This window comes from Georgenia sp. SUBG003, assembly GCF_000715355.2.
Classification (GTDB): domain Bacteria; phylum Actinomycetota; class Actinomycetes; order Actinomycetales; family Actinomycetaceae; genus Georgenia.
In genome coordinates this window covers 811,941-836,601 of sequence record NZ_CP180204.1, presented here as the reverse complement: position 1 = coordinate 836,601, position 24,661 = coordinate 811,941, and the positions used below count along the sequence as shown (strand labels likewise).

Below are 24,661 nucleotides of genomic sequence, written 5' to 3'. Positions count from 1 at the left end.
GCAGCGGGCTCTGGGCGTCGGGCCGGTCAGCGGCCCGTCCGGGCACGGGCAACGTCGTGGGCGGGAGCCGCCCAGTCCGGCACCACGTCGACCGCGAAGGCGTGCTCCTCGAAGCCGCGCCACCAGCTGCGGGCACCGGGAGGCAGATAGTCGAGCGGCATCCGGTCGACCAGGGCGCGCAGACTCCGCTTGAGGTCGACGAGCTCGGTGAGGTCCGGCGTCGCCCGCCCGGTGTCCCCGTCCGCGGAGGTGCCTGCTCCCCGGGAGCTGGTGCCACGGCCGGCCTCGCCGTCGGGCCGGCCGTCCGGCGCCTCGAGCCCGTCGGGCCCGGCGGGGCCGAGCAGATCGACCTCGAGCTGCCAGATCTCCTTGCGCAGGGCGGTGATGTCGCGGACCAGCCGGGACTCCGCCGGGCCGGCGCCCCGCACCGCCTCGGCGGCGCGCATGTACCCGTAGTCCATCGAGATGGCCGTGAGGCCCGGGTCCACGGTCAGCACGTCGTGCACGTCGAGCTCGGGACCGATGACGACTGCGCCGGCGCGCCGTGCCCACGCCACCTCGTCGTGCAGGCCCTCGTCCGACATGATCCCCGCGGTCGAGCGCAGGACGATCGAGAGCATGTCCCTGCCCGCGTAGCTCTCCTCGGGCGGCACCCCGGGCGGCGAGGCGACGACGGCGAAGCAGCGGGTGACCCCGAGCTGCTCGACGGCCACCTCCACCGGGAGCGCCTCGCGGACGCCGCCGTCGACGTAGTGGTCCTCGCCGAGGCGCACCGGCGGCAGCACCGCGGGGATGGCGCACGAGGCGCGGACGGCGTCGACCAGGTCGACCGGTCGCCCGCCGAGCGGTCGCCCCTCCCGGTCGAGGAGGTCTCCGGTCTCGGTGACGTACCGCAGCTCGCCGGACTCCAGGCTGACGACCGCGACGCGCAGGGTGATCCCGGAGCTCGCCACCCGCGCCGGGACGAAGACCTCGGGGTCGAGCAGCCGTTCCGCGATCGGTCCCAACCGGTACATCGACTGCTCGCGCTCGGCGCCACGCAGGATGACCTCGAGGTCCGGGCGGGCACGGCCCACCTCGCGCAGGGCGGTGAGGAGCTCGACCACGCCGAGCGAGCCCCACGCGCCCGGGTCCTCGCTCGTCGACCTCATCTCCGGCCGCACGGGACGGCTGCGGTTCCCGAGGGTACGCAGCCGCGTCCGCACGGCGTGCGACCCGGGCTGCCCGTCACGCTCAGGTGGCGTCGCGCCGTCCTCCTGCGGGTCGTCGACGGCGGGCACGCGCGGTGCGCCGGGTCCCGCCTCGCGGGGCCCCCGCCGGGGCTGCCACGCCGAGCCGTCCGGTGCCGGTGGCCGCGGGTCCGGCGGCGAGGGTGACGTCGTCGTGGAGTGCGCCCTCGCGGCGAGGTCGGCTCCGTCGCCGGCGAGGGAGGTGCGGATGCGCATGCCGTAGAAGGAGCGCAGGACGAAGACGACCATGACCGCGAAGAAGGTCGCCGCGAGCGCCAGCACGAGGGTGTGCCGGCCCTGCGCGGTGAGCGAGACGGCCAGCTCGACGGCGAGCAGCCCGAACAGCGTCGTGAACTTGATGACGGGGTTCAGCGCCACCGAGGAGGTGTCCTTGTACGGGTCGCCCACCGTGTCGCCGACGATGGTCGCGTCGTGCAGCGCGGTGCCCTTGGCGTGCAGGTCCACCTCGACGATCTTCTTGGCGTTGTCCCAGGCGCCGCCCGCGTTGGCCATGAAGATCGACTGGTACAGGCCGAAGACCGCGATGGAGACGAGGTAGCCGATGAAGAAGTAGGGCTCGACGAACGCGAAGGCCAGCGTGCCGAAGAAGACCCCGAGGAACATGTTGAGCATGCCCTTCTGGGCGTACTGGGTGCAGATCTCCACCACGCGGCGCGAGTCCTCCGTCGAGGCCCGGGCGGCGTCGTCGTCGATCCGGATCGTGCGGCGGATGAACTCCAGGGCGCGGTACGCGCCCGTCGTCACCGCCTGGATCGAGGCGCCGGTGAACCAGTAGATCACCGCGCCGCCGGTGACGATCCCCAGCAGGAACGGCGGGTGCATGATCGACAGGTTCTCCAGGTCCGTCGTCAGGCCGTCCGTGAGCGCCATGACGATGGAGAAGATCATCGTCGTGGCGCCGACGACGGCGGTGCCGATCAGGACGGGCTTGGCGGTGGCCTTGAAGGTGTTGCCCGCGCCGTCGTTCTCCTCGAGCATCTGCTTGCCGCGGTCCCAGCGGACCTCGAAGCCGTGCTCGCGGCGGATCTCGTCCTCGACGCCGGCGATCTCCTCGATCATGGACAGCTCGTAGACGCTCTGGGCGTTGTCGGTGACGGGGCCGTAGGAGTCGACGGCGATGGTCACCGGCCCCAGGCTCAGGAAGCCGAAGAGCGACCAGCCCGAACGCGAAGACGGTGGGCGCGAGCATGAGGGCGCCGAGCCCCTGCAGGCTCACCAGGTACGCGCCTCCGGTGAGGGCGACGACGACGATCCCCAGCCAGAAGGCGGAGAAGTTGCCGGCGACGAGACCGGAGAGGATGTTCAGCGACGCCCCGCCCTGGCGCGAGCTCTTGACGATCTCGCGCACGTGCCGGCTGCCCGTGGAGGTGAACGCCCGCACGAGGTCCGGGATCACCGCGCCGGCCACGGTGCCGAACGAGACGATCGTGGCCAGCTTCCACCACAGCCCGTCGGGGGTGCTCGGGGACAGCACCGCCCAGGCCACCGCGTAGGTCGCGAGGATCGACAGGACCGAGGTCAGCCGCACGAGCGCGGTGAGGGGCGTCTCGAAGTTGAGCCGGTCGGCGCGGAAGAACTTCGCCCGGGTGACCGCGTCGTTGACGAGGTAGGCGACGCCGGAGGTGACCACCATGGCGATCCGCACGGTGAAGATCCACACCAGAAGGACCGCCTGGACCGCCGGGTCCTCGACGGCCAGCAGCACGAACGTCACCAGGGCGACGCCCGTGACGCCGTAGGTCTCGAAGCCGTCGGCGCTCGGGCCCACGGAGTCGCCGGCGTTGTCCCCGGTGCAGTCGGCGATGACGCCCGGGTTGCGGGCGTCGTCCTCCTTGATCTTGAAGGCGATCTTCATGAGGTCCGAGCCGATGTCGGCGATCTTGGTGAAGATGCCGCCCGCGATGCGCAGCGCCGCCGCGCCCAGGGACTCCCCGATCGCGAACCCGATGAAGCAGGCCCCGGCGATGTCCGCCGGCAGGGCCAGCAGGATCACCAGCATCGTGCCGAGCTCGAGGCTGATGAGGACCATCCCGATCGACATGCCCGAGCGCATCGGGATGCGGTGCACCGGCAGCGGGCGGCCGGCGAGGGAGGCGAAGGCTGTGCGCGAGTTCGCCAGCGTGTTGACCCGGATGCCGAACCAGGCCACCGAGTAGGAGCCCGCCATCCCGACCAGGCTGAACGCGACGACGACCGCGACCCTGCCCCACGGCAGGGCGACCAGGACCCCGAAGTAGGTGACGATGACCGCGGCGATGAACGTCCACAGCAGGAGGAGGAAGCGGCCCTGCTGGACCAGGTAGGCCTTGCAGGTGGTGTAGATGAGCTCGGCGATCTCCCGCATCGAGGGGTGGTCCGGCAGGCGGCGCAGCTGGACGGAGGCGGCCAGGCCGGACGCCAGGCCGAGCGCGCACACCACGAGGCCCAGCCAGAGCACCGTGGTGCCGGCGACCCCGCCGACCACCGTCGTGGCGCCGAGGTCGGGCAGCACCAGGTCGATCTCGCCCCGGTGCTCCGTGGTGCCGTCCGCGGCCGCCCCGCCGGCGCAGCCGCCGAGGAGGAGGGCCGTCGCGGCGAGTGCGGCCACCGCTCCGGCGCGCCGTGGCCCGCCCGGCGCGGGGCCGCCGGGACGACCGCCGGTGGTCGGGACGGCCCGCACCGTCCCGCTGGCTCGTGGCTCTGCGCTCACGACAACCTCGCTGTCGGATCCTCGGCGTCGTCGCCGCTCGACGACGTCGTCCACGTCCGACGCTACGACCACCCGTGCGCCCCCCGACTGAGACCTTGGGCCCGAGGCCCGTACGGCTCCGCCGAGGAGATCACCGTCCCTACCATCGGCTCATGGGCACGCCCGACGACGTGCAGGGGCTCACCTCGCGGGAGGCCGCCGAGCGCCTCGCGGCGGACGGGCCCAACACGCTGCCGCGGCCCCGTCGTCGGTCCCTGGCACGCCGGGTCGTCGCCCAGCTGACCCACTTCTTCGCGCTCCTGCTGTGGTTCGCCGCCACGCTGTCCTGGCTCGCCGGGATGCCGCAGCTGACGGTCGCGATCGTCGCCGTCGTCGTCCTCAACGCCGTCTTCTCCGTGGTCCAGGAGAGCCGCGCAGGACGAGCGGCGGAACGGCTGAGGGCGCTGCTGCCCGCGAGGGTCGACGTCCGCCGGGACGGGCGCGCCGTCACCGTCGACGCCGCCGAGATCGTCCGCGGCGACGTGCTGCTCCTCGCCGCGGGCGCCCGCATCCCCGCGGACGCGCGCGTGGTGGTCGCCAGCGGCCTTCTCCTCGACACCTCCATGCTCAGCGGCGAGAGCGAGCCCGCCGCCGCCGACGACGGCGCGAGCCTGTTCGCCGGGACGTTCGTCGTCGAGGGGGAGGGCGACGCCGTCGTGACGGCCACCGGCGAGGGCACGAGGCTGGCCGCCATCGCCCGGCTCACCGCCGTCGGCGAGGAACCGGTCACCCCGCTCACCCGCGAGCTGCGCCGGGTGGTCCGCACGGTCAGCCTCGTGGCGCTCGGGGTGGGCGGCTCCTTCTACGTGGTCGCGCTGCTCCTCGGCATGCCGACCGGCGACAGCTTCGTCCTGGGCATCGGGGTCACCGTGGCCCTCGTGCCCGAGGGCCTCCTGCCCACGGTCACCCTCGCGCTGGCGCTGGGCGCCGAGCGGATGGCCCGTCGCAACGTCCTCGTCCGCAACCTCGAGGCCGTCGAGACGCTGGGGTCCGTCACGCACATCTGCACGGACAAGACGGGCACGCTCACGCAGAACCAGATGACGGTCGTCGAGGTGTGGACGCCGGGCGGCTCGGCGACCGTCGACCGGCCCGGCTACGACCCCGCCGGCCCGCTCCGGACCTCGTCCGCCACGGCGTGGGCGCCGGTGCTGCGTGCCGCCCGCGTCGAGCAGCCGCTGGTCGACGTCGAGGAAGTAGGACGGGCCCGGCGCGGTCGCGGTGACCCGCAGCCGGACGACGACGTACTCGCCCTCGGCCGTGGCCGTCGCCGTGGTGCCGGCGAGCTCGGTGAGTCCCGACGAGACGCCGAGGACCTCGACGTCGAACGGGCCGTCCGTGACCGTCGCACCGACGGCGACCTCGCCGTCCGGCGGGGCCACCGGGCGCCCCCGCCGTCAGGACGGGTGGTCGGGGGGCCGACGGGGACTGTCACGACTGCTCTCCTGCGGGACGTGCGGTCCGGGCCGCGCGCGGCGCGGCGAGGACCGACCACGCGGCGACGCCCACGAAGGCCAGCACCGCGACGATGTTGAGCACGCCGCCGACCTGGACGACCGCCTCGAGGTCGCGGACGTCGCCCACGGCCACCCGCACGAGCAACGAGACGTGCAGCAGCGCGACCGGGGCGTACATGACCGGGTGGTAGGGCAGCGGGCGGCGCAGCACGGCGGGGAAGATCACCGGGGCGTGCGCCATGATCATGGAGACGACGAACCCGAGCATGACGGCGTGGAGCACGGCGTCGTAGCCACGGCCCGAGGTGATCTCTCCGCCGAGCGCCCAGACCGCCCCGCCGACGGCGAGCCAGGCGTACCCGGCGAGCAGGCAGGCGGCGATGAACCGGGGCAGCCCGGTGGCACGCACGGTCCGGCGGGCGACGTCCTTCGCGGCGAGCCAGCCGGCGACGGCGAGCAGGCCGAGCCCCGTGAGCGTGAACCCCGCGTCGGGCGCAGGAGGGAGACGACGGCGGAGCCGAGGAGCGCGACCGCGATGCCGAGGGCCGCCCGGGAGGCGGCCGGGGAAAGGACCTCGGTGCGGGCCAGCTCGAGCCGCTCGCCGAAGATGGTCAGCACGAGGAAGGCCACGAGCCACGGCGTGAGCGCCGGCACGGGCACGCCACCGAGCCAGAGGACGGACGCCCCGAGGGCGGCGGTGGCGCCGAGAACCTGGACGGTCACCGCCACGGCCGGCTGCCGGGCGAGCAGCTGGCGGTAGACGAGCAGCGCGGTCACCTGCGCGAGCACCAGCAGGCCCTGCCCCACCGGGAGCGGCAGCGGCGAGACGATGGCCAGTGCGGCCAGACCCGAGACGGCCGGGGCGGTGTATCCCGGCGGCAGTCCCAGTGCCACGGCTCGCTCGAGGGAGATGACCGTGCCGACGAAGCCGAGCACCATGAGGGGCCCGTGCACGTCCGGCAGCCGCGCGAGGCCGAGGGCCGGGCCGAGCAGCTGCGGCAGGCCGAGCAGCCCGAGCGCGGCGTCGAGGCCGAGCACCAGGGCGAGCGCGCCCGGCACGAGGAAGGTCAGCCGAAAGCCGGTGCGCGCACGCAGCGGCCTGGCGCCGGGCGTGCGGGCTCCCGCGCGGGCGGCAGCCACGCGGGCCGGCGAGGCGGGTGCGGCGGGGCGCGGGTGCGCCGTCGGCGTGCTCACGATCACGCCCGGGCATGGCCGGACAGGTCACCGGGCCGGGCGGGTGCCGGCGCGTTCTCCACCGGGCCGACGACGAGCCCCTCCTCCCCGCCGCGCTCGGCGGACCACACGTGGAGCAGGCACGCGCCGGGCTCGGTGAAGGCCTCGAGGGTGACGCGGCCGGGCTCGACGCCGCCCGTGGTCGCGAGGATCTCGCGCGCCATCCCCAGGTGCGCGTTGCACACCAGCTCGGGCCGATCCTTGGCGAGCTCGAGCACCGGGCAGCGCGGCAGGCGGAGCGTCTGCCCCGCCCCCTCGCGCCGCATCTCGGGCGCGAACCCGGTGCGGTCGAGCATCCGGAGCAGGTAGGCCACCGCGGAACCGGTCGTCCGGGAGGCCGGAGCCGGCTCGGCCCCCGCGCGCTCGAGGATGGTGCGCCCCCAGTGGCGGCCCAGCTCCCGGGCGTGCCGGCGCAGTGCCGGCCCCTCCGGCAGGACCTCGGTGAGGTAGCCGACGATGACCTGTGCGAGGGCCGCGTACTCGGGGCTGGTGAAGGAGGCCTCCGGCGCGTAGGTGTACACCGAGGCGGGTCGTCCGCGGCCGGCCGGGGCGAGCTGCTCCCGCACCGCGAGGCCCGCACGCGCGAGGGCCTCGAGGTGCTCGCGCACGGTGTTCGGGTGCTGGTCCAGGGCCTGCGCCACCTGAGCCACCGTCATCGGCCCCTGCTCCTCGACGAGCAGGTCCAGGACGGCGCGGCGCGGCGCGGACAGCTGCGCACGGGCGTCGGCGCGGGAGGGGCGCGGACCAAGTTTTAACACATGACACACCGTAGTTATTGCGGTCCGGGCGCACCAGGCCCTTGGTCCCTTGCCCGACGGTCGGCTCCGGCGTCGGCGGCTCCGCGTGCGGTCGTCCACCCCTCGGCATAGCCTGCGCCTGTCAGGCTCGGCGACGACGGCGAGGCGGTGACGAACGTGGCACGGACGATCTCGCGGCGGGACTTCCTTGCCCTGGGCGCACTCGCCGGCGCGGGCACGGTGCTGTCAGCCTGCGGCAGCCCGACACCGCAGGTGGCTCTCGGCCCCGCGCTCGGCGACGGCTACGACGGCCCGCCCGTGACGATCGAGTACTGGAACGGCTTTACCGGCGGTGACGGGCCGGCGATGCGCCAGCTGGTCGAGGACTTCAACAACAGCCAGGAACTCATCACCGTCCGGATGAACGTGGTCCAGTGGGCGCAGTACTACCAGCGCGTCATCGCGGCGGTCCACGCCGGCCAGGGCCCGGACGTCGGCGCCATGCACGTCGAGCAGCTCGCGACACAGGCCGCGCGCCAGGCCATCAGCCCGCTCGACGACGTCGTCGCGGAGTTCGGGCTCTCCCAGGACGAGTACCCCGCGCAGGTGTGGGAGGCCGGGATCTACAACGGCCACCGCTACGGCATCCCCTTCGACGTCCACTCCCTCGGCTCCTACACGAACCTGGACCTCGTCGAGCAGGCCGGCCTCACCGCCACCGCCGCCACGGGTGAGGAGTTCGAGTCCAACCTCCAGGCGATGCTCGACGCCGGTGTCGCCACGCCGTTCTGGATGCCCAACCGGTGGCCCGCCCACCTCATCTTCCTCTCGCTGCTGTGGCAGTTCGGCGGCGAGCCCTACGCGGCGGACGGCTCCGCGGCCACGTTCGACTCCGACGCCGGCGTCCAGGCGCTGACCTGGATGGCCGAGCAGGTCGGCAAGGGCTTCAGCCCCGGCAACGTCGCCCAGGACTCGCAGTACACCGCGTTCAAGAACGGCGAGGGAGCGGTCACCTGGGACGGGATCTGGCAGATCAACGACCTCGCCTCCACCGCCCCGGACCTGCGGTGGAGCCTCGCCCCGCTCCCCACGATCGGCACGGAGCCCGCGGTGTGGGCGAACTCGCACCACCTCGTCATGTTCCGCACCAGGCGCCCGGACGACGACCGGCTCGCCGCGACGAAGACGTTCGTGAAGTACCTCGTCGACAACTCCGACTCCTGGTCGGCGGCCGGCATGATCCCGGCGCGGTCCGCCGCACGTCAGTCGCCCGAGTTCACCGGGAGCCCGCAGGCGGCCCTCTCCGACGCCATCGGGACCATGCGGTTCCTGCCGCCGATCGCCGCCGTCGGCGAGGTGCAGGTGCAGACTCTCGAGACCGCCGTCTCCAACGCCGTGCTCGGCCGCGACGACCCCCGGTCCGCCCTCCGCGCAGCCGCCGACCAGGCCACCGCGATCATGGAGGGCAACCTCCGCAAGTTCGAACGGGGTGAGGCAGCATGAGCGGGGTGGTCCAGCGCACGGACGCCGCCGCCGTCGGCACTGCGGGCGCCGCGGCGCGCCCGGGCGAGGCGCGGGGACGCACCCGCACCGCCCAGGCCGCGAGGGACAACCGTGACGGCTGGCTGTTCATGGCGCCGTACCTGGTGCTCTTCTCCGTCTTCGTGATCCTGCCGACCGCGCTCGGCGTCTGGATCAGCCTGCACGACTACGACTACACCCTCCCCGAGAAGCCGTGGGTCGGCCTCGACAACTACACCGGCCTCCTGGGCGGAGACTCACCCTTCGCCGCACCTTTCTGGAACGGCATGCAGGCGACGGCGATCTTCACCGTCGCCACGGTGCCGCTCCTCCTCGTGCTGCCGCTCGTCGTGGCACTGGCGATGAACGTCAGGTTCCGGGGCCGCAACTTCTTCCGCGCGATGTACTTCGCGCCCTACGTCCTCGGCGTCGCCGTCGTCGCGGTGCTGTGGCGGTACCTGCTCGACACCAACATCGGGCTCGTCAACCACTACCTCGAGGCCGTCGGGCTGACGTCGGCGATCCCCTGGCTCACGCAGCTGCCGTGGGCGTGGGTCGCCCTCGTCGGGGTGACGGTGTGGTGGACGCTCGGGTTCAACACCGTCATCTACCTCGCGGCGCTGCAGGACATCTCCCCGGAGCTGTACGAGGCGGCGAAGATGGACGGCGCCAACGCCTGGCAGCGCTTCCTCCACATCACGCTCCCGGGGCTCCGGCCCGTGCTGCTCTTCGTCACGTCGGTGACGATCATCGCCTCGGTCAACATGTTCGGGCAGTCCTACCTCATGACCATCGGCGGGCCCGGGCAGGAGACCCGCACCGCGATCTACCAGATCGCCGAGACCGGGCTGACCAGCTTCAACTCCGGCGTCGCCTCCGCGATGTCGATGATCTTCACCGTGTTCCTGGCGGTGGTCTCCGTCGCCGTGTTCCTCGTCTTCCGGGAACGTGACTCGAAGGGGGCGGGGCGCCGATGAGCACCACCCGGGAACCCCGCACGCCCGAGCTGGCCGGGCGGGCGCCGGCGGACGACCGCGGGGGCGCCAGCCCTCGGCGGTGGCTGCTCTACGCCCTGCTCGTCGTCCTCACCCTCATCTTCGTCTCGCCCCTGCTCTACATGGTGTCCACGTCGTTCAAGACGACGGCGGGCGCCGCCGCGCCCGCGCCGCAGTGGATCCCGCAGGAGCCGACCACGCAGGCCTACCGGTCGATCTTCGCGACGGAAGGCACACCGGTCGTGCGGTGGCTGCTCAACAGCGTCGTCGCCGCGACGGCGCAGACCCTCGTCATCCTCGTCACCGCCTCCATGGCGGCGTACGCGCTGGCCCGGGTGGATTTCCGCGGCAAGAAGATCGCCTTCGCCGTCATCATCGCCACGCTGTTCGTCCCCCCGGTCATCCTGCTCATCCCCAACTACCTCGTCGTAGGGCGGCTCGGCTGGCTGGACACCCTGCTCGCGGTCATCCTGCCGGGGGCGGCCGGTGCGTTCGGGGTGTTCTTCCTCCGGCAGTTCTTCATCTCCCTGCCCGTCGAGCTGGAGGAGGCCGCACTGATCGACGGCGCCTCCCGGTGGCGCACCTTCCGGCAGATCATCCTTCCCCTCTCGCGACCGGCGCTGGTCACACTCGCCCTGCTGTCCTTCCTCACGAACTGGAACGACTTCCTCTGGCCCGTGTACGTGCTGTTCTCGCCGGAGAACCAGACGCTGCCCGCGGGTCTGTCCACCCTCCAGAACGCCAACGCCGTCCGCTACGACCTGCTCATGGCGGGCGCCGTGATCGCCAGCGTGCCGGTCCTCGTCATGTTCTTCGCCGCGCAGCGCTACATCGTCGAGGGCGTCGGCCGCGCAGGGCTCAAGGGATGACCGGCGCGACCTACACCAACCCCGTCTGGCCCGGGTACTTCGCGGACCCGTTCGTCCTCGCCGCCGAGGGCCGCTACTGGGCCTTCGGCACCGGGCAGGGCGAGCGCGCGCAGTCGCTCGTCGGGCTGGTGTCCGACGACCTCGTCACCTGGCGGGACGTCGGCACGGTCCTCCGGGCCGAGGCCGTCGACGGGGCGACGAACCTCTGGGCGCCCGAGGTCGCGCCGACCGAGGGCGAGTACGTCCTCTACTACTCCGCCGGCGTGGGCGACAAGAACCACCGGCTGCGCGCGGCCTCCGCCTCCCGGCCGGAAGGTCCGTACCGCGACCTCGCCACCGATCTCGCCCCGGGTGAGCCGTTCGCGATCGACCCACATCCGTTCCGCGACGTCGACGGCAGCTGGTACCTCTTCTACGCCGTGGACCGGCTGGAGTCCGACAGGCCCGGCACCGCGATCGTCGCCGACCGGATGCTGGCCCCGGACCGCCTCGCCGGCGACCCCCGTCCGGTGATCGTCCCCTCGGCGGACTGGCAGCTGTTCCTCGCGCGGCGGCCGATGTACGACGCGGTGTACGACTGGCACACCTGCGAGGGGCCGTTCGTCGTCCACCGGCAGGGCCGGTACTGGTGCCTGTACTCCGGGGGGAACTGGCAGGAGCCGTCCTACGGCGTGTCGGCGGCCTCGGCCCCCACGCCGCTCGGTCCGTGGACCGAGGCGCCCGCCGACGGCCCGCAGGTCGTGCGGACCGTCCCGGGCAGCGTCCACGGCCCGGGCCACGCGAGCGTCGTGACGGACGCGGCCGGTGACGACTGGCTCGTCTACCACGCCTGGGACCCCGCCCGCACGGCCCGGCGCATGTGCATCGACAGGCTCGTGTGGAGTCCCGACGGCCCCGTCTGCGACGGTCCGACCACCGCGCCGCGGCCGGTGCCGACCACGCGATAGCCGCGGGATGCAACGCTTCTGGTCACAAGCGGGTAACGATTCAGTCAAGCCGGCGACCCGCACTTTTCCGCGCCGTGGCGCCCGAAACCCCGGTTCCGGGACGCCGGTCGCGGCCGGGTGCGGGCTGTCGCCTCCGGGACATCGGTGCCATGGTGACGTGTCCGAACCCACCCCCAGGGGCTGAGCGCGCGGGGCGACCCGCCCCATGCAGCGCACGGCTCCGCCGACGGCCACCGTCCCCCAGGCGCGGCCGGACGCGGCACGAGGACGGCCGCTCTCACCGAGCGCGCCGACCTTCGTGCCCCCGAGTACCCCGAGGTGATCGTGAGCGCCATCAGCGCACAGCATGTCTACAAAGTGTTCGGCCGCCGGTCGCAGGAGGCGGTCAGGCGGCTGGAGAGCGGCAGGAGCCGCGACGACGTCAGGCCCCTCGGCACCGCCGCCGTCATCGACGCCTCGTTCGAGGTGGAGAAGGGCGAGACGTTCGTCGTCATGGGCCTGTCCGGCTCCGGCAAGTCGACCCTCATCCGCATGCTCAACGGCCTCCTCCCGCCCACCGCAGGCCGGGTGCTGATCGACGGCGCGGACGTCTCCGACGTCTCCCCCGCCCAGCTGCGCGAGATCCGTCGGTCGAAGGTCTCGATGGTCTTCCAGCACTTCGCGCTGCTCCCCCACCGCACCGTGCTCGACAACGCCGCCTACCCGCTGGAGATCCAGGGTGTGGCGCGCGAGGAGCGGCGGGCGCGCGCGGCCGAGGCGCTGGGCATGACCGGGCTGGCCGGCTGGGAGGACCACCTGCCGTCCCAGCTCTCCGGCGGCATGCGTCAGCGCGTCGGCCTCGCCCGGGCGCTCGCCGCGGACACCGACATCCTGCTGATGGACGAGGCGTTCTCCGCGCTGGACCCGCTGATCCGCCGGGAGATGCAGGACCAGCTCGTCGAGCTGCAGGCCACCCTCGGCAAGACCATCGTCTTCATCACCCACGACCTCAACGAGGCGATGTACCTGGGCGACCGCATCGCCGTCATGCGCGACGGGCGGATCGTCCAGATCGGCACCGCGGAGAAGATCCTCTCCGAGCCCGCCGACGACTACGTGGCCCGCTTCGTCGCCGACGTCGACCGCTCGCGGGTGCTGACCGCCGGCTCCTTCATGAGCCGCCCCGTCGTCACCGTGCCGCGCGGCGCCGGCCCGGCGGTGGCACTCCGCGAGCTGCGGCAGGCCCAGGTCTCGGCCGCGTACGTCGTGGACAGGCGCCGCGTCCTGCAGGGCTCCGTGTACGACGACGAGCTCCTCGTGGCCCAGCGCCAGGGCGCCGACACCCTCGACGGACTCGTCCATCCCGACAGCACCGCCGTCGGCCCGGACACGCCGCTCTCCGAGATGTTCGCCCCCGCGGCCGAGGCACGCCTCCCGCTGGCGGTGGTCGACGACGGCGGCAGGCTGCTCGGCGTCGTCCCCCGGGTCGCGCTGCTCGAGGCCATGGTCCCGGCGAACGCGGAACCCACCCCGGCGGAGGCGGGCACCGCCGGAACCCTGCCCGGCGCGCGGACGGGCAGACGAGCCGCAAGCCCACCACCGTGGCCGCGTCCGCGGTGACGGGTGTCATCGGCGCCTCGCAGCCGGCACCGGCGGCTGAGGAGCCGGCGCCCGCCGCGCATGCCGACGAGCCCGTTGCGGCGCAGCCGGCGCGTCGACCGCGCCGCAGCCGGCGCGCCGTCTCCAGCGGGGTCGTCACTCCGGGCGAGACGAAGATCATCACTGTCGACCCGGGCTCCGGGACCGAGTGATCTCGGGCGGCCGCGTGCCGCCGACGACCGGGGGGCCGGCTCCGCGCGGGAGCCGGCCCCCGGCTGTTTCCACAGGGTGCGGACGCCTCTGGCCGAAACGGACGTCCCGCCAGTACGGTCGGCGCATGCCTCTGGGGGAGAGACGTCGTCGATCGTTGCCGGTGCTCGTCGCGGGAATGGTGCTCGCGGGTGGCCTGGCCGCCTGCACCAACGGTGAGGGGGCCGAGCCGGACCCGACGGAGGCTCCGAGCAGCGCGACCTCCACAGGAGACCCCGGCGGGGCGCCGACCGAGGACCGGCCGGAGGTCGAGAAGCCCGTACCGCCGGACGCGATGGCGCGTGACGACGTGGCCGGCGCTGAAGCTGCGGCGCAGTACTTCCTTGAGCTCTATCCGTACGTGTACGCCACTGGCGACCTGGCTGAGTGGAAGGCCATGTCGGATCCCGAGTGCGTGTTCTGTCAGAGCGTCGTTGACAACGTCGAAGAATTGTACTCGGGCGGCGGCTTTGGTGTAGGCCCGGAAATTGAGATACGCACTGTCGACGGGAGTCCCCCGCGCGAGGGTAATGAGTATTTTGCCGTGTGGATCGACGTCGGCGAGGGGAAGTCGTCGATATTCGATGCGCAGGGTGTACAGACGGCCAGTTCTGACGGCGGTCCGGCTGCATTCGATTTCGCCATCAAGCGATCCGAGGGGCGTTGGGTGATCGGTGAGGCCTCCTTTGAAAGGGAGGCCGGTTGATCCGGATGCGAATCCCAGTCAGGTGTGCATTGCCGCTGTCTCTGTTAGGAATGTTTGCGCTCCTGCCCGTCGCCGTCGCATCCGCAGGATCGGGCTTGTCCGGGGAAGCCGGTGGAGACACCGTCACCCTTCACGGGCAAAGAAGGCATCTGCCTGAAGGAGGTGGGTCAGGCGATATCGACACGAGCGAATCGTATGGCCAGCGACCCGGCCCAAGTGCGGGAGCGCCGAGCATCCGGCCGCCGCGATGTGATGACATCACGTACACGCCGGCAGGCGAGAACTCGTACTACATCGATCTGAACGGTTGCCTTCACCAGGGAGCAGTGCCGATCGGTCAAGAATTTCTCGTCACCACGCCGGCAGAACCCGGCGAACCCGCCGAGGAGGCGCCGCCGGCCGTCCCGATCGTCGTGACGGCCGAAGATCTGCAGCGACTGCCCATCTCGCCAGGCGGTCTGGTGGTCCAGCCGGACCGCGGCTGGGTACTCGTCAACCTGGACACGATCGTGTGGACCGATGCCGGCGAGCAGACGTTCTCGACCGCGGTGCTCGGGACTCCCGTCCAGGTCCGCGTCGAACCCATCGACTTCACGTGGGACTTCGGTGACGGTTCCGACCCGCTCGTGACCACCGACCCTGGTGCGCCCTTCCCGCACCACTCGGTCAGCCACGTCTACGGCGCGGCTGCGGACCAGCGGCAGGTCACGCTCACGACGCGCTGGGCGGGGGAGTTCCAGGTCGCCGGTTCAGGCGTGTGGCAACCCGTCGTCGGCGTCGCAACGACGTCGGAGACCTCCGAGCCGTTCGAGGTTCGCACTGCGGAAACGAGCCTTGTCAACGGGTGAGAACGGCAACAGGAGCGCGACGCACCCGTGTCGAGGAGTGTCACCTGGCCTCATCCGGTCGGACGCTCCTCCACAATGAGGGTCTCGGAACGAACAGGAGACCCAACGATGAGCACTTCCCCTCGCAGGAGGAACGTCGCCGCCGGCATCGGCGTCCTCGCGGCCACGGCGCTCGCGCTCGCCGCGTGCACGCCAGGCTCGAACACCGCCCAGGACGCCACCGAGGAGCCCACCGGCGCCGCACCCGCCGAGGTGCAGACCGACATCTCCGACGCGGAGGAGCAGACGCTCGTCGTCTGGGACCAGGAGGTGCGCGGCGGCCAGAACGAGCAGATGGAACGCCTGAACGACGCCTTCATGGAGCAGTACCCGAACATCACGATCGACCGCGTCACCCAGTCCAACGACGACCTGCAGGCCACCCTGCGCCTCGCGCTGACGGGCGAGGACGCCCCTGACGTCGCGCAGACCAACAACGCTCGCTCCCAGATGGGGCAGTTCGTCCAGGCCGGGCAGATCCGTCCGCTGGACGACTACGCCGAGGCGTACGGCTGGTCGGACCGGTTCCCCGACAGCGTCCTCCAGAACACCCGGTACAGCACGGACGGGAAGACCTTCGGCGAGGGCACGCTCTACGGCCTGCCGCAGGTCGGTGAGGTCGTCGGGGTGTACTACTCCAAGGCGAAGCTCGACGAGCTCGGCCTCGAGGTCCCCGAGACCTGGGCCGACTTCGAGAGCCAGCTCGGCACGATCGCCGAGGCGGGGGAGACGCCGATCATGCTCGGCAACCTCGACCAGTGGCCCGCGCTCCACGTCTTCGGCCCGGTGCAGGGCGCGTACGCCGAGCCCGGCACCATCCGCGACCTCGGCTTCGGCAACGAGGGCGCCACCTGGACCGACGACGCGAACCTCGAGGCCGCCGGCGCACTGCAGGACTGGGCGCAGTCCGGCTACTTCAACGACGGCTTCAACGGTGCGGACTACGACGCCACGTGGCAGGCCTTCACCGAGGGGGAGGGCGTCTACCTCATCGGCGGCTCCTGGCTCACCGCTGACATCGGCGCCGCGATGGGCGAGGACGTCGGCTTCTTCGCCCCGCCGCCCACCGACGCCGGCGCCGGCCCCGTCACCACAGGCGCCACCGGCATCCCGTTCTCGATCACCTCGCAGGCCGAGAACCCCGACGTCGCCGCCGCCTACATCGACTTCGTCACCAGCGAGGACGCCATGGCGATCCTCGCGGAGACCGGCAACATGCCGGTGGTGGAGACCGCCGAGCACATGCCCGACTCCGGCCTCCAGCGTGACGTCTTCGCCGCCTACGACGACGTCGTCACCAACGGCAGCCTCCTGCCCTACCTCGACTGGGCGACGCCCACCATGGGCACCACCCTCGGGCAGGCTCTCCAGGGTCTGATGGCGGGCGAGCTCACGCCGGAAGAGTTCGCCGACACCGTCGAGCAGGACTATGCCGAGTTCGTCGCGTCCAACCAGTGACGACCCGGTGCGGGGCGGCGAGGCTCGTCCCGCACCGGTGAGCCCGGCCGGCGCCGTCGTCACCCGCCCGGACGCGGGCGGACCGCGTCCGGCGTCGCCGCGCCGGCGGAGCAAGTACGGGCTTACGCCCTACTGGTTCCTCCTGCCGGCGTTCGTCGTCTACGCCTGCTTCCTGCTCTACCCGCTCGGCCGGGCCGTGCAGATCTCCCTGTACGACTGGGACGGGCTGAGCCTGGCGACGTTCGTCGGGGCGGCCAACTACGTCGACGTCGTCACCGACCCGAAGCTGCGTGCGGCTTTCGGCCACGCGCTCGTGCTGATCTTCTACTTCGCCGTCCTCCCGCTCGGCATCGGGCTCGTGCTCGCCGCCCTCCTCACCCGGGCACGGGTGCGCGGCCTGGGGTTCTTCCGCACGGTCGTGTTCCTGCCGCAGGTCATCGCGATGGTCGTCGTGGCGGTCGCCTGGCGGCAGATCTACGCGCCCGGCGGCCAGCTCAACACGCTGCTGCGCGCCGTCGGCCTGGACTCCCTGACCCGTACGTGGCTCGGGGACTTCACCCTCACGCTGCACGCCGTCGGCCTCATCGGCACCTGGGTCTCCACCGGCCTGGTCACGGTGCTCCTCATGGCCGGCATGAGCCGGATCCCCGGCGAGCTCTACGAGGCGGCGACCCTCGACGGCGCCGGGCCCGTCCGCACGTTCCTCTCCATCACCGTGCCGTCGGTGCGCGCCGAGGTCGTGGTCTCGCTGACCCTGACGATCATCGCCGCCCTGAAGACCTTCGACCTCATCTACGTCACCACCGCCGGCGGTCCCGGCAGCACGACGACGGTGCCCAGCTTCGAGGTCTACCGGCGCGCGTTCCAGCTCGGCGAGGTCGGCTCCGCCGCCGCGGTCGCCGTCGTCCTGACGGTCCTGATCTTCCTGATCAACCTGGCCGTCAACCGCATCGGGGAGCGTGAGAGATGAGGGTCTCCGCGCCCGAACGTGCCGCCAACTACGTCATCCTGATCCTCTTCGCCCTCGTGGCGCTCGCGCCGGTCGTGACGATCCTCGGCACCGCCCTGTCCCCGGAGACCCCTGCGGACGCGACCGCGGGCGGCACGCTGCACTGGGAGAACTTCGGCCGGGCGTGGGAGCAGGGCCGCTTCGGCGAGTACATGCGCAACTCGGTGGTCGTGGCGCTGATCGTGGTCTCGCTCGCCACGGTGCTCTCGCTCATGGCGGGCTACGCCTTCGGCGCGTTCGAGTTCCGCGGGTCGCAGGTGCTGTTCTACCTGTTCCTCGTCGGGATCATGGTGCCGTCCGAGGCGATCGTCGTCCCGCTGTTCTTCGACCTGCAGCTCCTCGGCCTGACCAACACCGTCTGGGCCATCGCGCTGCCGCAGGTGGCCCAGTCGGTCGCGTTCGGGACGTACTGGATGCGCGCCTACTTCCGCGGCGCGAACCGCTCGATCATCGAGGCCGCGCGGCTCGACGGCGCCGGTCACCACCGCGTGCTGTGGCAGGTGCTGGTCCCGGTCGCCCGCCCCGCGCTGGTGACCATGGTGCTGCTCATGTTCATGTGGACGTGGAACGAGTTCCTCATCCCGCTCGTCATGTCGCCCAACGCGCAGCTGCGCACCGCACCCCTCGGGCTCGCCCTGTTCCAGGGCCAGTACGTCCAGGGCACCACGCTGCTGGCGGCCGGTGCGGTGCTGGTAGCGCTGCCGGTGGTGGTGCTCTACCTCTTCCTCCAGCGCCACTTCATCCAGGGGATGCTCGAGGGCGCGGTGCGCGAGTAGGGCCGCCGCGCCCGCGCGGTGCGCGAGCAGGCCGCCGGGCCCCCGCGTGGAGCGCGGCCCGGCCGACCGCTGGATCGCGCGCCGCGCCGGAGAGCACGTACCGTCGGGACCATGCGCATCGTCATCGCCGGTGGCCACGGCAAGATCGCCCTGATCCTCTCCCGTCAGCTCGCCGACCGCGGCGACGAGGTCCTCGGGCTCATCCGCAACCCGGATCACGAGGCGGACCTGCGTGCCGCCGGGGCCGAGCCCGTGGTCTTCGATCTCGAGCAGGGCACCGCGGACGAGCTGGCCACGATCGTGAGGGGTGCCGACGCCGTGGTCTTCGCGGCGGGTGCCGGGCCGGGCAGCGGCGCGGCGCGCAAGGACACGGTCGACCGCGGCGGTGCCGTGCTCCTCGCCGACGCCGCGGAGGCGGCCGCGGTGCGCAGGTACGTCATGGTCTCGTCCATGGGAGCCGCCAAGGGCGGGGCGGGCATCGAGGACGAGGTCTTCGCCGCCTACCAGGAGGCCAAGAAGGCCGCCGACGAGGACCTGATGGCGCGCGACCTCAGCTGGACGATCATCCGTCCCGGCGGTCTCACCGACGACCCCGGGACCGGGCTGGTGACGATGGCGCCGGAGACGGGGCGCGGCTCGATCCCCCGGGAGGACGTCGCCCGGGTGGTCTGCGCCGTCCTCGACGACCCTGCCACGGACGGCGTCGTCACCGAGGTCATCTCCGGCGACGAGCGCATCGCCGTCGCGCTCGCCGAGCTCACGGACTGAGCGCCGAGGCGGCACGCGCGTCGACCCGCCGCCAGGCGAGCTCGAGCCGGGCCCGGACCTCCAGCAGGGAGCACGACATCTCGGCCGGGTCCACCAGCCCGGCCTCCGCGAGCCATCGCGCGAGGGACGTGACGACGACGAGCTGCGCCCTTGCCTGGTGGACGCCGGGCATCATCCACTCCGGGTCGACGAAGCCGGGCAGGGCGGCGAGCAGCGCCTCCGGCCCCGTCACCCGGGCCACGGCGCCGGCAGGATCGATCTGACGTTCGGCCTCGACCAGCGTGCGCTCGCCGTCGGTGAGCCAGTGCTCGGCCTCCGTGTCCAGGTACGTCTCCAGGTGCGCGCGCACGCGCCGCCCACGCACGAACATCGACGGGTGCCGCAGGATCGGCGTGCGTGCGTAGAAGACGTCGAGCACCTGCTCGGCCGAGACCGGCACTGCCTGGTTGTCCATGGCCGAAGGCTCCCACCGGCCACCGACATCGCCGGCGACGCCGGAGTCGCGTGCCGCCGCAAGGGCCGCCGAGGTGTCTGCGGGCGTCGACCTCGCCGCGAGCTCGTGCACCAGCGGCCGCCGTCCTCCCTCGGAGCCGTAGTGCACCCCGTTGGCGTACGGGACGAGGCCCAGGCCGCCGTGGACGGGGCGCAGCTCGGGCCCGAACGAGTCGGTGGTGCCGGAGGTGTGCCAGCAGATCGACCCCGCGCTGATGCCCGCGAGCACGACCCCTGCCTCCCAGACGCGCCGGAAGATCGCGTCCAGGCCGTGGGCGCGCCACACCGCGAGGAGGTTCACCACCGACCCGCCGTCGACCCAGACCACGTCCTGGTCCAGCAGGAACCCCTCGACGTCGTCGACGTTCAGCATCGTGAACAGCCGCAGGGGGTCCAGCTCGTACCCGGCCACCCGGGCCGCCTCGTGGCGCTCCGCGACGGCCCACCGCTGGTCGCCGGCCGCGGTCCCGAGGTAGCCGAGCCGTGGCGCCCGGCCGCTCACCGCGGCCAGGTCGACGGCGTGGTGCACGATCGGCCCGAACTCCACGGCGGTGCGCCGGCCGGGCACGTAACCGCCGGAGGTGGCGACGATGGTGGGGGCGTCGGCGGGCACGGTTATCCTCCGGGAGAGCGACGGGACAGGAGCGGCGGACCGGGCGGGACGACGCGAGGCTACTGTGCCGGATCTCTCACCGCGTGCGCCGCCCTCGCGGGTGCAAGGCGTTTGCCCCGGACGCGCGCTCCACGTAACCTAGAGCGTCGGTGCGCCTCGTGGTGCACCTGTTCCGTGGGTCCAGTGCGTCCGGCGGGGACCGGTTGGTTCCCCGGGCGACCCCTGGACCACCCGCAACGACAGAATCGAGCAGCAAGTGGTGTACGCGATCGTCAAGGCCGGCGGCCGTCAGGAGAAGGTGTCCGTCGGCGACGTCGTCGTCGTCGACCAGCTGACCGGGCGGCAGGTCGGCGACTCCGTCGAGCTCGAGCCCATCATGCTCGTCGACGGTGACAAGGTCACCACGGGCACCGACGGCCTGGCCAAGGTCACGGTGACGGCCGAGATCGTGCGGGCCGAGAAGGGCCCGAAGATCTCGATCATCAAGTCGAAGAACAAGACCGGCTACCGCAAGCGCATGGGGCACCGCAGCAAGCTGACCCGCCTCAAGGTCACCGGCATCAAGTAAGTCCGCGGCCCTCCCGGGCCCGTTCCCAGTACGAACGAACACGAAAGCAGGTTCGAGATGGCACACAAGAAGGGCGCCAGCTCCTCCCGGAACGGCCGCGACTCCAACGCCCAGCGCCTGGGCGTGAAGCGCTTCGGCGGCCAGGTCGTCAAGGCCGGCGAGATCATCGTCCGCCAGCGCGGCACCCACTTCCACCCCGGCCTCAACGTCGGCCGCGGCAAGGACGACACCCTGTTCGCCCTCGAGGCCGGCGCGGTCGCCTTCGGCAACCGCCGTGGCCGCAAGGTGGTCGACATCGTCCTGGCCGACGCCTGAGTCGATACTGAACGCCTGGCAGGGGCGGACGGCGCGAGCCGTCCGCCCCTGCTGCATGCTTGACCGAGAACGGACGAGAGGACGACGGCCATGGCCACCTTCGTGGACCGCGTGGTGATCCACGTCGCGGCGGGCGACGGCGGGAACGGCTGCGCCTCCATCCGGCGGGAGAAGTTCAAGCCCCTCGCGGGGCCGGACGGCGCCAACGGCGGCCGGGGCGGCGACGTCGTCCTCGTCGTCGACCCCCAGACGACGACGCTGCTCGGCTACCACCACCAGCCCCACCGTCGTGCGACGTCGGGCACCCAGGGGGCGGGCGACATGCGCGCGGGGAAGACGGGCGAGGACCTGCTCCTGCCCGTGCCCGACGGCACCGTCGTCAAGACGCTCGACGGCGAGGTGCTCGCCGACCTCGTCGGCGAGGGGACCAGGTTCGTCGCCGCGACGGGCGGGCACGGCGGCCTCGGCAACGCCGCGCTGGCCTCCCCGCGGCGGAAGGCCCCCGGGTTCGCGCTGCTCGGCGAGGAGGGCGAGCAGGTCGACCTCGTCCTGGAGCTGAAGTCGGTCGCCGACGTCGCCCTGGTGGGCTTCCCCAGCGCCGGGAAGTCCTCGCTCATCGCGGCGATGTCCGCCGCGCGGCCGAAGATCGCCGAGTACCCGTTCACCACCCTCGTGCCCAACCTGGGCGTCGTCCAGGCGGGCGAGGAGCGGTACACCGTCGCCGACGTCCCCGGTCTCATCCCCGGCGCGTCCGAGGGACGCGGGCTGGGACTGGAGTTCCTCCGGCACATCGAGCGCTGCGCGGTGATCGTGCACGTGCTGGACTGCGCCACGCTCGAGCCCGGCCGGGACCCGGTCAGCGACCTCGACACGATCGAGTCCGAGCTCGCCGCGTACGCCGGTGACCTCGACATCGCGGGCGGCCGTGTGCCGCTGATGGAGCGCCCCCGCGTCGTCGTCCTGAACAAGATCGACGTGCCCGAGGCGCGCGATCTGGCCGAGCTGGTCCGTCCCGACCTAGAGGCCCGCGGCCTGCGGGTCTTCGAGGTCTCGACGGCGTCCCACGAGGGGCTGCGACCGCTGTCCTTCGCCCTCGCGGAGATCGTCGCGCGCGCCCGCGCCGAGGCGCCCGCCCTGGAGAAGACCCGGGTCGTGCTGCGGCCCAGGGCGGTCGACGACGCCGGGTTCACCGTCACGGCGCGCAAGGGCGCCGACGGGCCGTACTTCCAGGTCCGCGGGTCCAAGCCCGAGCGGTGGGTGCGCCAGACCGACTTCAACAACGACGAGGCCGTCGGCTACCTCGCCGACCGGCTCGCCCGGCTCGGCGTGGAGGACGAGCTGTACAAGGTCGGTGCCGTCGCCGGGGACACGGTGGTCATCGGCCCCGCCGAGGGCGGCGTCGTCTTCGACTGGGAACCCACGCTGCAGACCGGCGCCGAGCTGCTGGGCCCGCGGGGCACGACCTGCGTCTGGAGGAGGGCGCACGGCCGACGCGCGCGGAGAAGCGCCGCGGCTACCACGACCTGATGGACGCCAAGCCGCCGCGCGCGACGAGCTGTGGACCGAGCGGCAGTCCGGCGTGTGGGTCGACCCGGAGGACGAGCAGTCGTCGTCGGCCGACGCCGAGGGCGAGCCGCGCTGACCGGCGACGGCTAGGCCGGCGCGGCGGCGGCCGCGACGATCAGCGCCACCGGCAGCTCGGCGTCCTCCTGCTGCTCGTCGTCGTCGATCTCGACGTCCTGGCGGTCCGACGGCGGCGCGTCCGGCGGCTCCTGGGCGGGCGGCGGCGGCTGCAGCACCTGCGGCTGGGGCCGGTTCTGCGGGACGGGCGACTCCTCCTGCCAGATCCGGTCCTCGTCCGGCGTCGGGTAGAACGGCACCCAGCCGTGACCCTCGAACGGCACCTCGACCCAGGCGGTGACGTCGTCGCCGGTGAGCTCGACCGCGCCGTCGGTCTCCGCCGGGGTCTCGAAGCCCATGACGACACGGGCGGGGATCGACATGGAGCGCAGGATCAGCCCCATCGCGGCGGCGTACTGCTCCTCGTCGCCGACCATGGGGTCCTCGCCGCCGAGGAGGGAGTCCAGCCGTGCCGCGCCGTGGCCGGGCAGCGACGGCGTCTCGCCCTCCAGGCCGTGGGAGAAGTACCCGGCCTGCAGTCCCTGCTCGACCGCCTGGATGCGCGCGATGGAGGTCGACGCGTCGGCGGTCATCGCCGCCGCGACGGTGGTGACGACGTCCGGGTAGGTCACCTCGGGCAGCGGGACGTCGGCGAGCGGGGCGCCCTCGAGCTCGGTGTTCGTGGGCCGCTCCGGCACCTGTGCGAGCACCTCGAGGGTGTCGCCCTCGCGGAGCCCGGACGTGGTCAGGCCGGTGCCGGTGGAGCGGTTGAAGTAGAAGGAGCGCGAGAGGTCCTCGGCGCGCTCGCCGGCGAAGTCGACGTCGAAGGTCGTGCCCAGCACGGGCACCCACACCCCGGCGTACTGCCCCACGGTGACCTGCACGTCGTGGAGCCCGTCGACCAGCTCCGGCTCGACGCGCTCGCCGATGCGCATGTACTCGCCCGAGCCGGACAGCTGCGGGTCCGAGACGGCCCAGGCCGTGCCGTCGTAGGCGTCCAGGGTCGCCAGGCGCACGTGGGCGTCGGCGGGCAGGCCCTCGACGGTCAGGACCGGGTCCTCGCGGTGGTCCTTGACGTACTCGCGGAACCCGGCGAGCGGGCTGGAGTAGTCGTGGATGTCCGGCGGCGGCTCGACGTGCTCGCGCAGGACGAACCGGTCCGGCGGCGGGGCGAGCACACCCACGCCCGCACCGACGAGCGCGCCGACGAGCACGAGCGCCCCCCACGCCCGCCCAGCGGTTGGCGTGCATGCGCCCGGTGCGCCAGCTCGCCCAGACGAGGGCGCCCGCCCCGAGCGCGAGGCCGAGCGGGACCGAGGTGGTCACGTCGGTCGTGCCCAGCAGGATCGCGAGGGCCAGCACGACAGCCGGCGGGACGAGCGCCCAGACCGGCCGGGAGGTGCGCAGCGCGACCGTCACCGAGACGAGGGGCGCGACGACGGCGAGCAGGAAGGGGGCGGTGAGGAGGTTCTCGCCGGCGCCGAGCGGCGGCAGGACGGTGACGACGTCCTTCCAGGACGTCACCATGCCGCGGCCGAGCGCGGCGATGGTCTCCGGCGTCGGGACGACACCGCCCAGCGCCGTCGTCGGCGCGGCGAGGGCGGAGAAGACCAGAAGGACGACGGCGAGGGCGGCGAGGACGGTGAGCGCGCCCCAGCGCAGCGCGGCACCGACGACGGCGACCGCGGTCCCCAGCAGGACTCCGCCGACCACAGCCACCACCAGGTGTGCCGTGCCGAAGACGGGGACGAACGGCACGAGGGCGAGCAGGACGAGCCCGGACAGGACGGCGACGTCGACCCAGCGGCGAGCCAGGACCTCTCTGACGGCGGGGATCATCGCATCGCCTTCCGCAGCGTGCGCGGGAGCTCGTCCAGCTGGTTGA

The 24,661-nt window shown here is 72.6% G+C and carries 22 protein-coding genes and 3 pseudogenes; 18 read left to right on the top strand and 7 right to left on the bottom strand.

From position 1 onward, the window contains the following. Positions 1-26: 26 nt before the first annotated feature. Positions 27-2,375: a sodium/proton-translocating pyrophosphatase gene (locus DA06_RS03935; RefSeq protein ID WP_418606893.1), complete on the bottom strand. Its 2,349-nt coding sequence runs from the start codon at positions 2,373-2,375 to the stop codon at positions 27-29. Between the two features lie 88 nt (positions 2,376-2,463). Next, positions 2,464-3,594: pseudogene (locus DA06_RS03930) on the bottom strand (sodium/proton-translocating pyrophosphatase); the annotation flags it as partial. Between DA06_RS03930 and DA06_RS03925 the strand changes: the two are divergent. Together DA06_RS03925 and DA06_RS03920 are read left to right on the top strand one after the other, a co-directional pair. Further along, the gene (locus DA06_RS03925) at positions 3,572-4,030 is read left to right on the top strand and encodes a hypothetical protein (RefSeq protein ID WP_418606892.1); all 459 of its coding nucleotides are present in this window, start codon (positions 3,572-3,574) and stop codon (positions 4,028-4,030) included. The pseudogene DA06_RS03930 and the gene DA06_RS03925 sit on opposite strands and share 23 nt — an antisense overlap. A gap of 61 nt (positions 4,031-4,091) precedes the next feature. After that, positions 4,092-5,513 (top strand): HAD-IC family P-type ATPase, encoded by a 1,422-nt coding sequence (locus DA06_RS03920; protein ID WP_418606891.1) that lies wholly within the window; start codon positions 4,092-4,094, stop codon positions 5,511-5,513. Here DA06_RS03920 and DA06_RS03915 read toward each other — a convergent pair. From DA06_RS03915 to DA06_RS03905, 3 genes are read right to left on the bottom strand one after another with little or no spacing between them, the layout of a single operon-like run. Further along, the gene (locus DA06_RS03915; protein WP_418606890.1) at positions 5,410-5,718 is read right to left on the bottom strand and encodes a hypothetical protein; all 309 of its coding nucleotides are present in this window, start codon (positions 5,716-5,718) and stop codon (positions 5,410-5,412) included. The two genes, DA06_RS03920 and DA06_RS03915, sit on opposite strands and share 104 nt — an antisense overlap. Next, on the bottom strand, positions 5,679-6,629 hold the full coding sequence (locus tag DA06_RS03910) for a hypothetical protein (protein WP_418606889.1): 951 nt from the start codon (positions 6,627-6,629) through the stop codon (positions 5,679-5,681). Before DA06_RS03910 ends, DA06_RS03915 begins: the two co-directional genes overlap by 40 nt. Positions 6,630-6,631: 2 nt before the next feature. Further along, positions 6,632-7,426 (bottom strand): helix-turn-helix transcriptional regulator, encoded by a 795-nt coding sequence (locus DA06_RS03905; protein WP_418606888.1) that lies wholly within the window; start codon positions 7,424-7,426, stop codon positions 6,632-6,634. Between the two features lie 156 nt (positions 7,427-7,582). Here DA06_RS03905 and DA06_RS03900 point away from each other — a divergent pair, with 156 nt between their 5' ends. The 12 genes from DA06_RS03900 (at position 7,583) to DA06_RS03845 (ending at position 19,168) form a co-directional block, all read left to right on the top strand. Next, positions 7,583-8,908 carry an extracellular solute-binding protein gene (locus tag DA06_RS03900; protein ID WP_043497453.1) on the top strand — a complete coding sequence of 442 codons (1,326 nt, stop codon included), beginning with the start codon at positions 7,583-7,585 and terminating at the stop codon, positions 8,906-8,908. Next, entirely contained in the window at positions 8,905-9,903 is a 999-nt protein-coding gene (locus DA06_RS03895; RefSeq protein WP_043497449.1) for a carbohydrate ABC transporter permease, read from the top strand. Before DA06_RS03900 ends, DA06_RS03895 begins: the two co-directional genes overlap by 4 nt. Continuing rightward, positions 9,900-10,790: a carbohydrate ABC transporter permease gene (locus tag DA06_RS03890; RefSeq protein ID WP_043497447.1), complete on the top strand. Its 891-nt coding sequence runs from the start codon at positions 9,900-9,902 to the stop codon at positions 10,788-10,790. The genes DA06_RS03895 and DA06_RS03890 overlap by 4 nt, the downstream gene beginning before the upstream one ends. Continuing rightward, entirely contained in the window at positions 10,787-11,737 is a 951-nt protein-coding gene (locus DA06_RS03885; RefSeq protein WP_043497446.1) for a glycoside hydrolase family 43 protein, read from the top strand. Before DA06_RS03890 ends, DA06_RS03885 begins: the two co-directional genes overlap by 4 nt. Before the next feature lie 324 nt (positions 11,738-12,061). Further along, positions 12,062-13,336 (top strand): quaternary amine ABC transporter ATP-binding protein, encoded by a 1,275-nt coding sequence (locus DA06_RS03880; RefSeq protein ID WP_418606887.1) that lies wholly within the window; start codon positions 12,062-12,064, stop codon positions 13,334-13,336. Further along, positions 13,318-13,527: a hypothetical protein gene (locus tag DA06_RS03875; RefSeq protein WP_418606886.1), complete on the top strand. Its 210-nt coding sequence runs from the start codon at positions 13,318-13,320 to the stop codon at positions 13,525-13,527. The genes DA06_RS03880 and DA06_RS03875 overlap by 19 nt, the downstream gene beginning before the upstream one ends. 161 nt (positions 13,528-13,688) lie before the next feature. Further along, positions 13,689-14,270, top strand: coding sequence for a DUF6318 family protein (locus DA06_RS03870; RefSeq protein ID WP_043497431.1), 582 nt, complete (start codon positions 13,689-13,691; stop codon positions 14,268-14,270). Positions 14,271-14,365: 95 nt separating this feature from the next. Further along, positions 14,366-15,118 (top strand): hypothetical protein, encoded by a 753-nt coding sequence (locus DA06_RS03865; RefSeq protein WP_418606885.1) that lies wholly within the window; start codon positions 14,366-14,368, stop codon positions 15,116-15,118. Positions 15,119-15,226: 108 nt separating this feature from the next. Next, on the top strand, positions 15,227-16,615 hold the full coding sequence (locus DA06_RS03860; protein WP_043497430.1) for an extracellular solute-binding protein: 1,389 nt from the start codon (positions 15,227-15,229) through the stop codon (positions 16,613-16,615). A 7-nt stretch (positions 16,616-16,622) separates the two neighbouring features. Further along, positions 16,623-17,585 carry a carbohydrate ABC transporter permease gene (locus DA06_RS03855; RefSeq protein WP_418606884.1) on the top strand — a complete coding sequence of 321 codons (963 nt, stop codon included), beginning with the start codon at positions 16,623-16,625 and terminating at the stop codon, positions 17,583-17,585. Continuing rightward, positions 17,582-18,400, top strand: a complete 819-nt coding sequence (locus tag DA06_RS03850) for a carbohydrate ABC transporter permease (RefSeq protein ID WP_043497427.1) — start codon at positions 17,582-17,584, stop codon at positions 18,398-18,400. The genes DA06_RS03855 and DA06_RS03850 overlap by 4 nt, the downstream gene beginning before the upstream one ends. Positions 18,401-18,511: 111 nt before the next feature. Continuing rightward, positions 18,512-19,168, top strand: a complete 657-nt coding sequence (locus DA06_RS03845; protein ID WP_043497424.1) for an SDR family oxidoreductase — start codon at positions 18,512-18,514, stop codon at positions 19,166-19,168. Positions 19,169-19,694: 526 nt separating this feature from the next. On the opposite strand, the pseudogene DA06_RS03840 reads toward DA06_RS03845, so the two are convergent. Then, a pseudogene (locus DA06_RS03840) lies at positions 19,695-20,273 on the bottom strand (Type 1 glutamine amidotransferase-like domain-containing protein); the annotation flags it as partial. A 256-nt stretch (positions 20,274-20,529) separates the two neighbouring features. On the opposite strand from DA06_RS03840, the gene rplU reads away from it, so the two are divergent. The 3 genes and pseudogenes from rplU to obgE all read left to right on the top strand — a co-directional run bounded on the left by rplU (position 20,530) and on the right by obgE (position 22,798). Continuing rightward, complete coding sequence (rplU, locus tag DA06_RS03835; protein WP_043497421.1) at positions 20,530-20,841, top strand: 50S ribosomal protein L21; 312 nt, start codon at positions 20,530-20,532, stop codon at positions 20,839-20,841. Positions 20,842-20,898: 57 nt separating this feature from the next. Next, a complete protein-coding gene (gene rpmA, locus DA06_RS03830; RefSeq protein WP_043497418.1) occupies positions 20,899-21,156 on the top strand; it encodes a 50S ribosomal protein L27 in 258 nt (85 codons plus the stop codon). Between the two features lie 90 nt (positions 21,157-21,246). Continuing rightward, positions 21,247-22,798 (top strand): annotated as a pseudogene (obgE, locus tag DA06_RS03825) (GTPase ObgE). A gap of 10 nt (positions 22,799-22,808) precedes the next feature. On the opposite strand, the gene DA06_RS03820 reads toward obgE, so the two are convergent. Beyond that, on the bottom strand, positions 22,809-23,990 hold the full coding sequence (locus DA06_RS03820; RefSeq protein ID WP_418606883.1) for a transglutaminase-like domain-containing protein: 1,182 nt from the start codon (positions 23,988-23,990) through the stop codon (positions 22,809-22,811). Positions 23,991-24,109: 119 nt separating this feature from the next. Here DA06_RS03820 and DA06_RS03815 point away from each other — a divergent pair, with 119 nt between their 5' ends. Next, positions 24,110-24,661, top strand: a complete 552-nt coding sequence (locus tag DA06_RS03815; protein ID WP_418606882.1) for a hypothetical protein — start codon at positions 24,110-24,112, stop codon at positions 24,659-24,661.

Excerpts from the sequence above, each read along its gene's own strand:
- DA06_RS03860 (WP_043497430.1), top strand. The coding sequence starts at position 15,227 with ATGAGCACTTCCCCTCGCAGGAGGAACGTCGCCGCCGGCATCGGCGTC.
- DA06_RS03845 (WP_043497424.1), top strand. The coding sequence starts at position 18,512 with ATGCGCATCGTCATCGCCGGTGGCCACGGCAAGATCGCCCTGATCCTC.
- DA06_RS03895 (WP_043497449.1), top strand. The coding sequence starts at position 8,905 with ATGAGCGGGGTGGTCCAGCGCACGGACGCCGCCGCCGTCGGCACTGCG.
- DA06_RS03920 (WP_418606891.1), top strand. The coding sequence starts at position 4,092 with ATGGGCACGCCCGACGACGTGCAGGGGCTCACCTCGCGGGAGGCCGCC.
- DA06_RS03890 (WP_043497447.1), top strand. The coding sequence starts at position 9,900 with ATGAGCACCACCCGGGAACCCCGCACGCCCGAGCTGGCCGGGCGGGCG.
- rpmA (WP_043497418.1), top strand. The coding sequence starts at position 20,899 with ATGGCACACAAGAAGGGCGCCAGCTCCTCCCGGAACGGCCGCGACTCC.
- DA06_RS03850 (WP_043497427.1), top strand. The coding sequence starts at position 17,582 with ATGAGGGTCTCCGCGCCCGAACGTGCCGCCAACTACGTCATCCTGATC.
- DA06_RS03885 (WP_043497446.1), top strand. The coding sequence starts at position 10,787 with ATGACCGGCGCGACCTACACCAACCCCGTCTGGCCCGGGTACTTCGCG.
- DA06_RS03925 (WP_418606892.1), top strand. The coding sequence starts at position 3,572 with ATGAGCTCGGCGATCTCCCGCATCGAGGGGTGGTCCGGCAGGCGGCGC.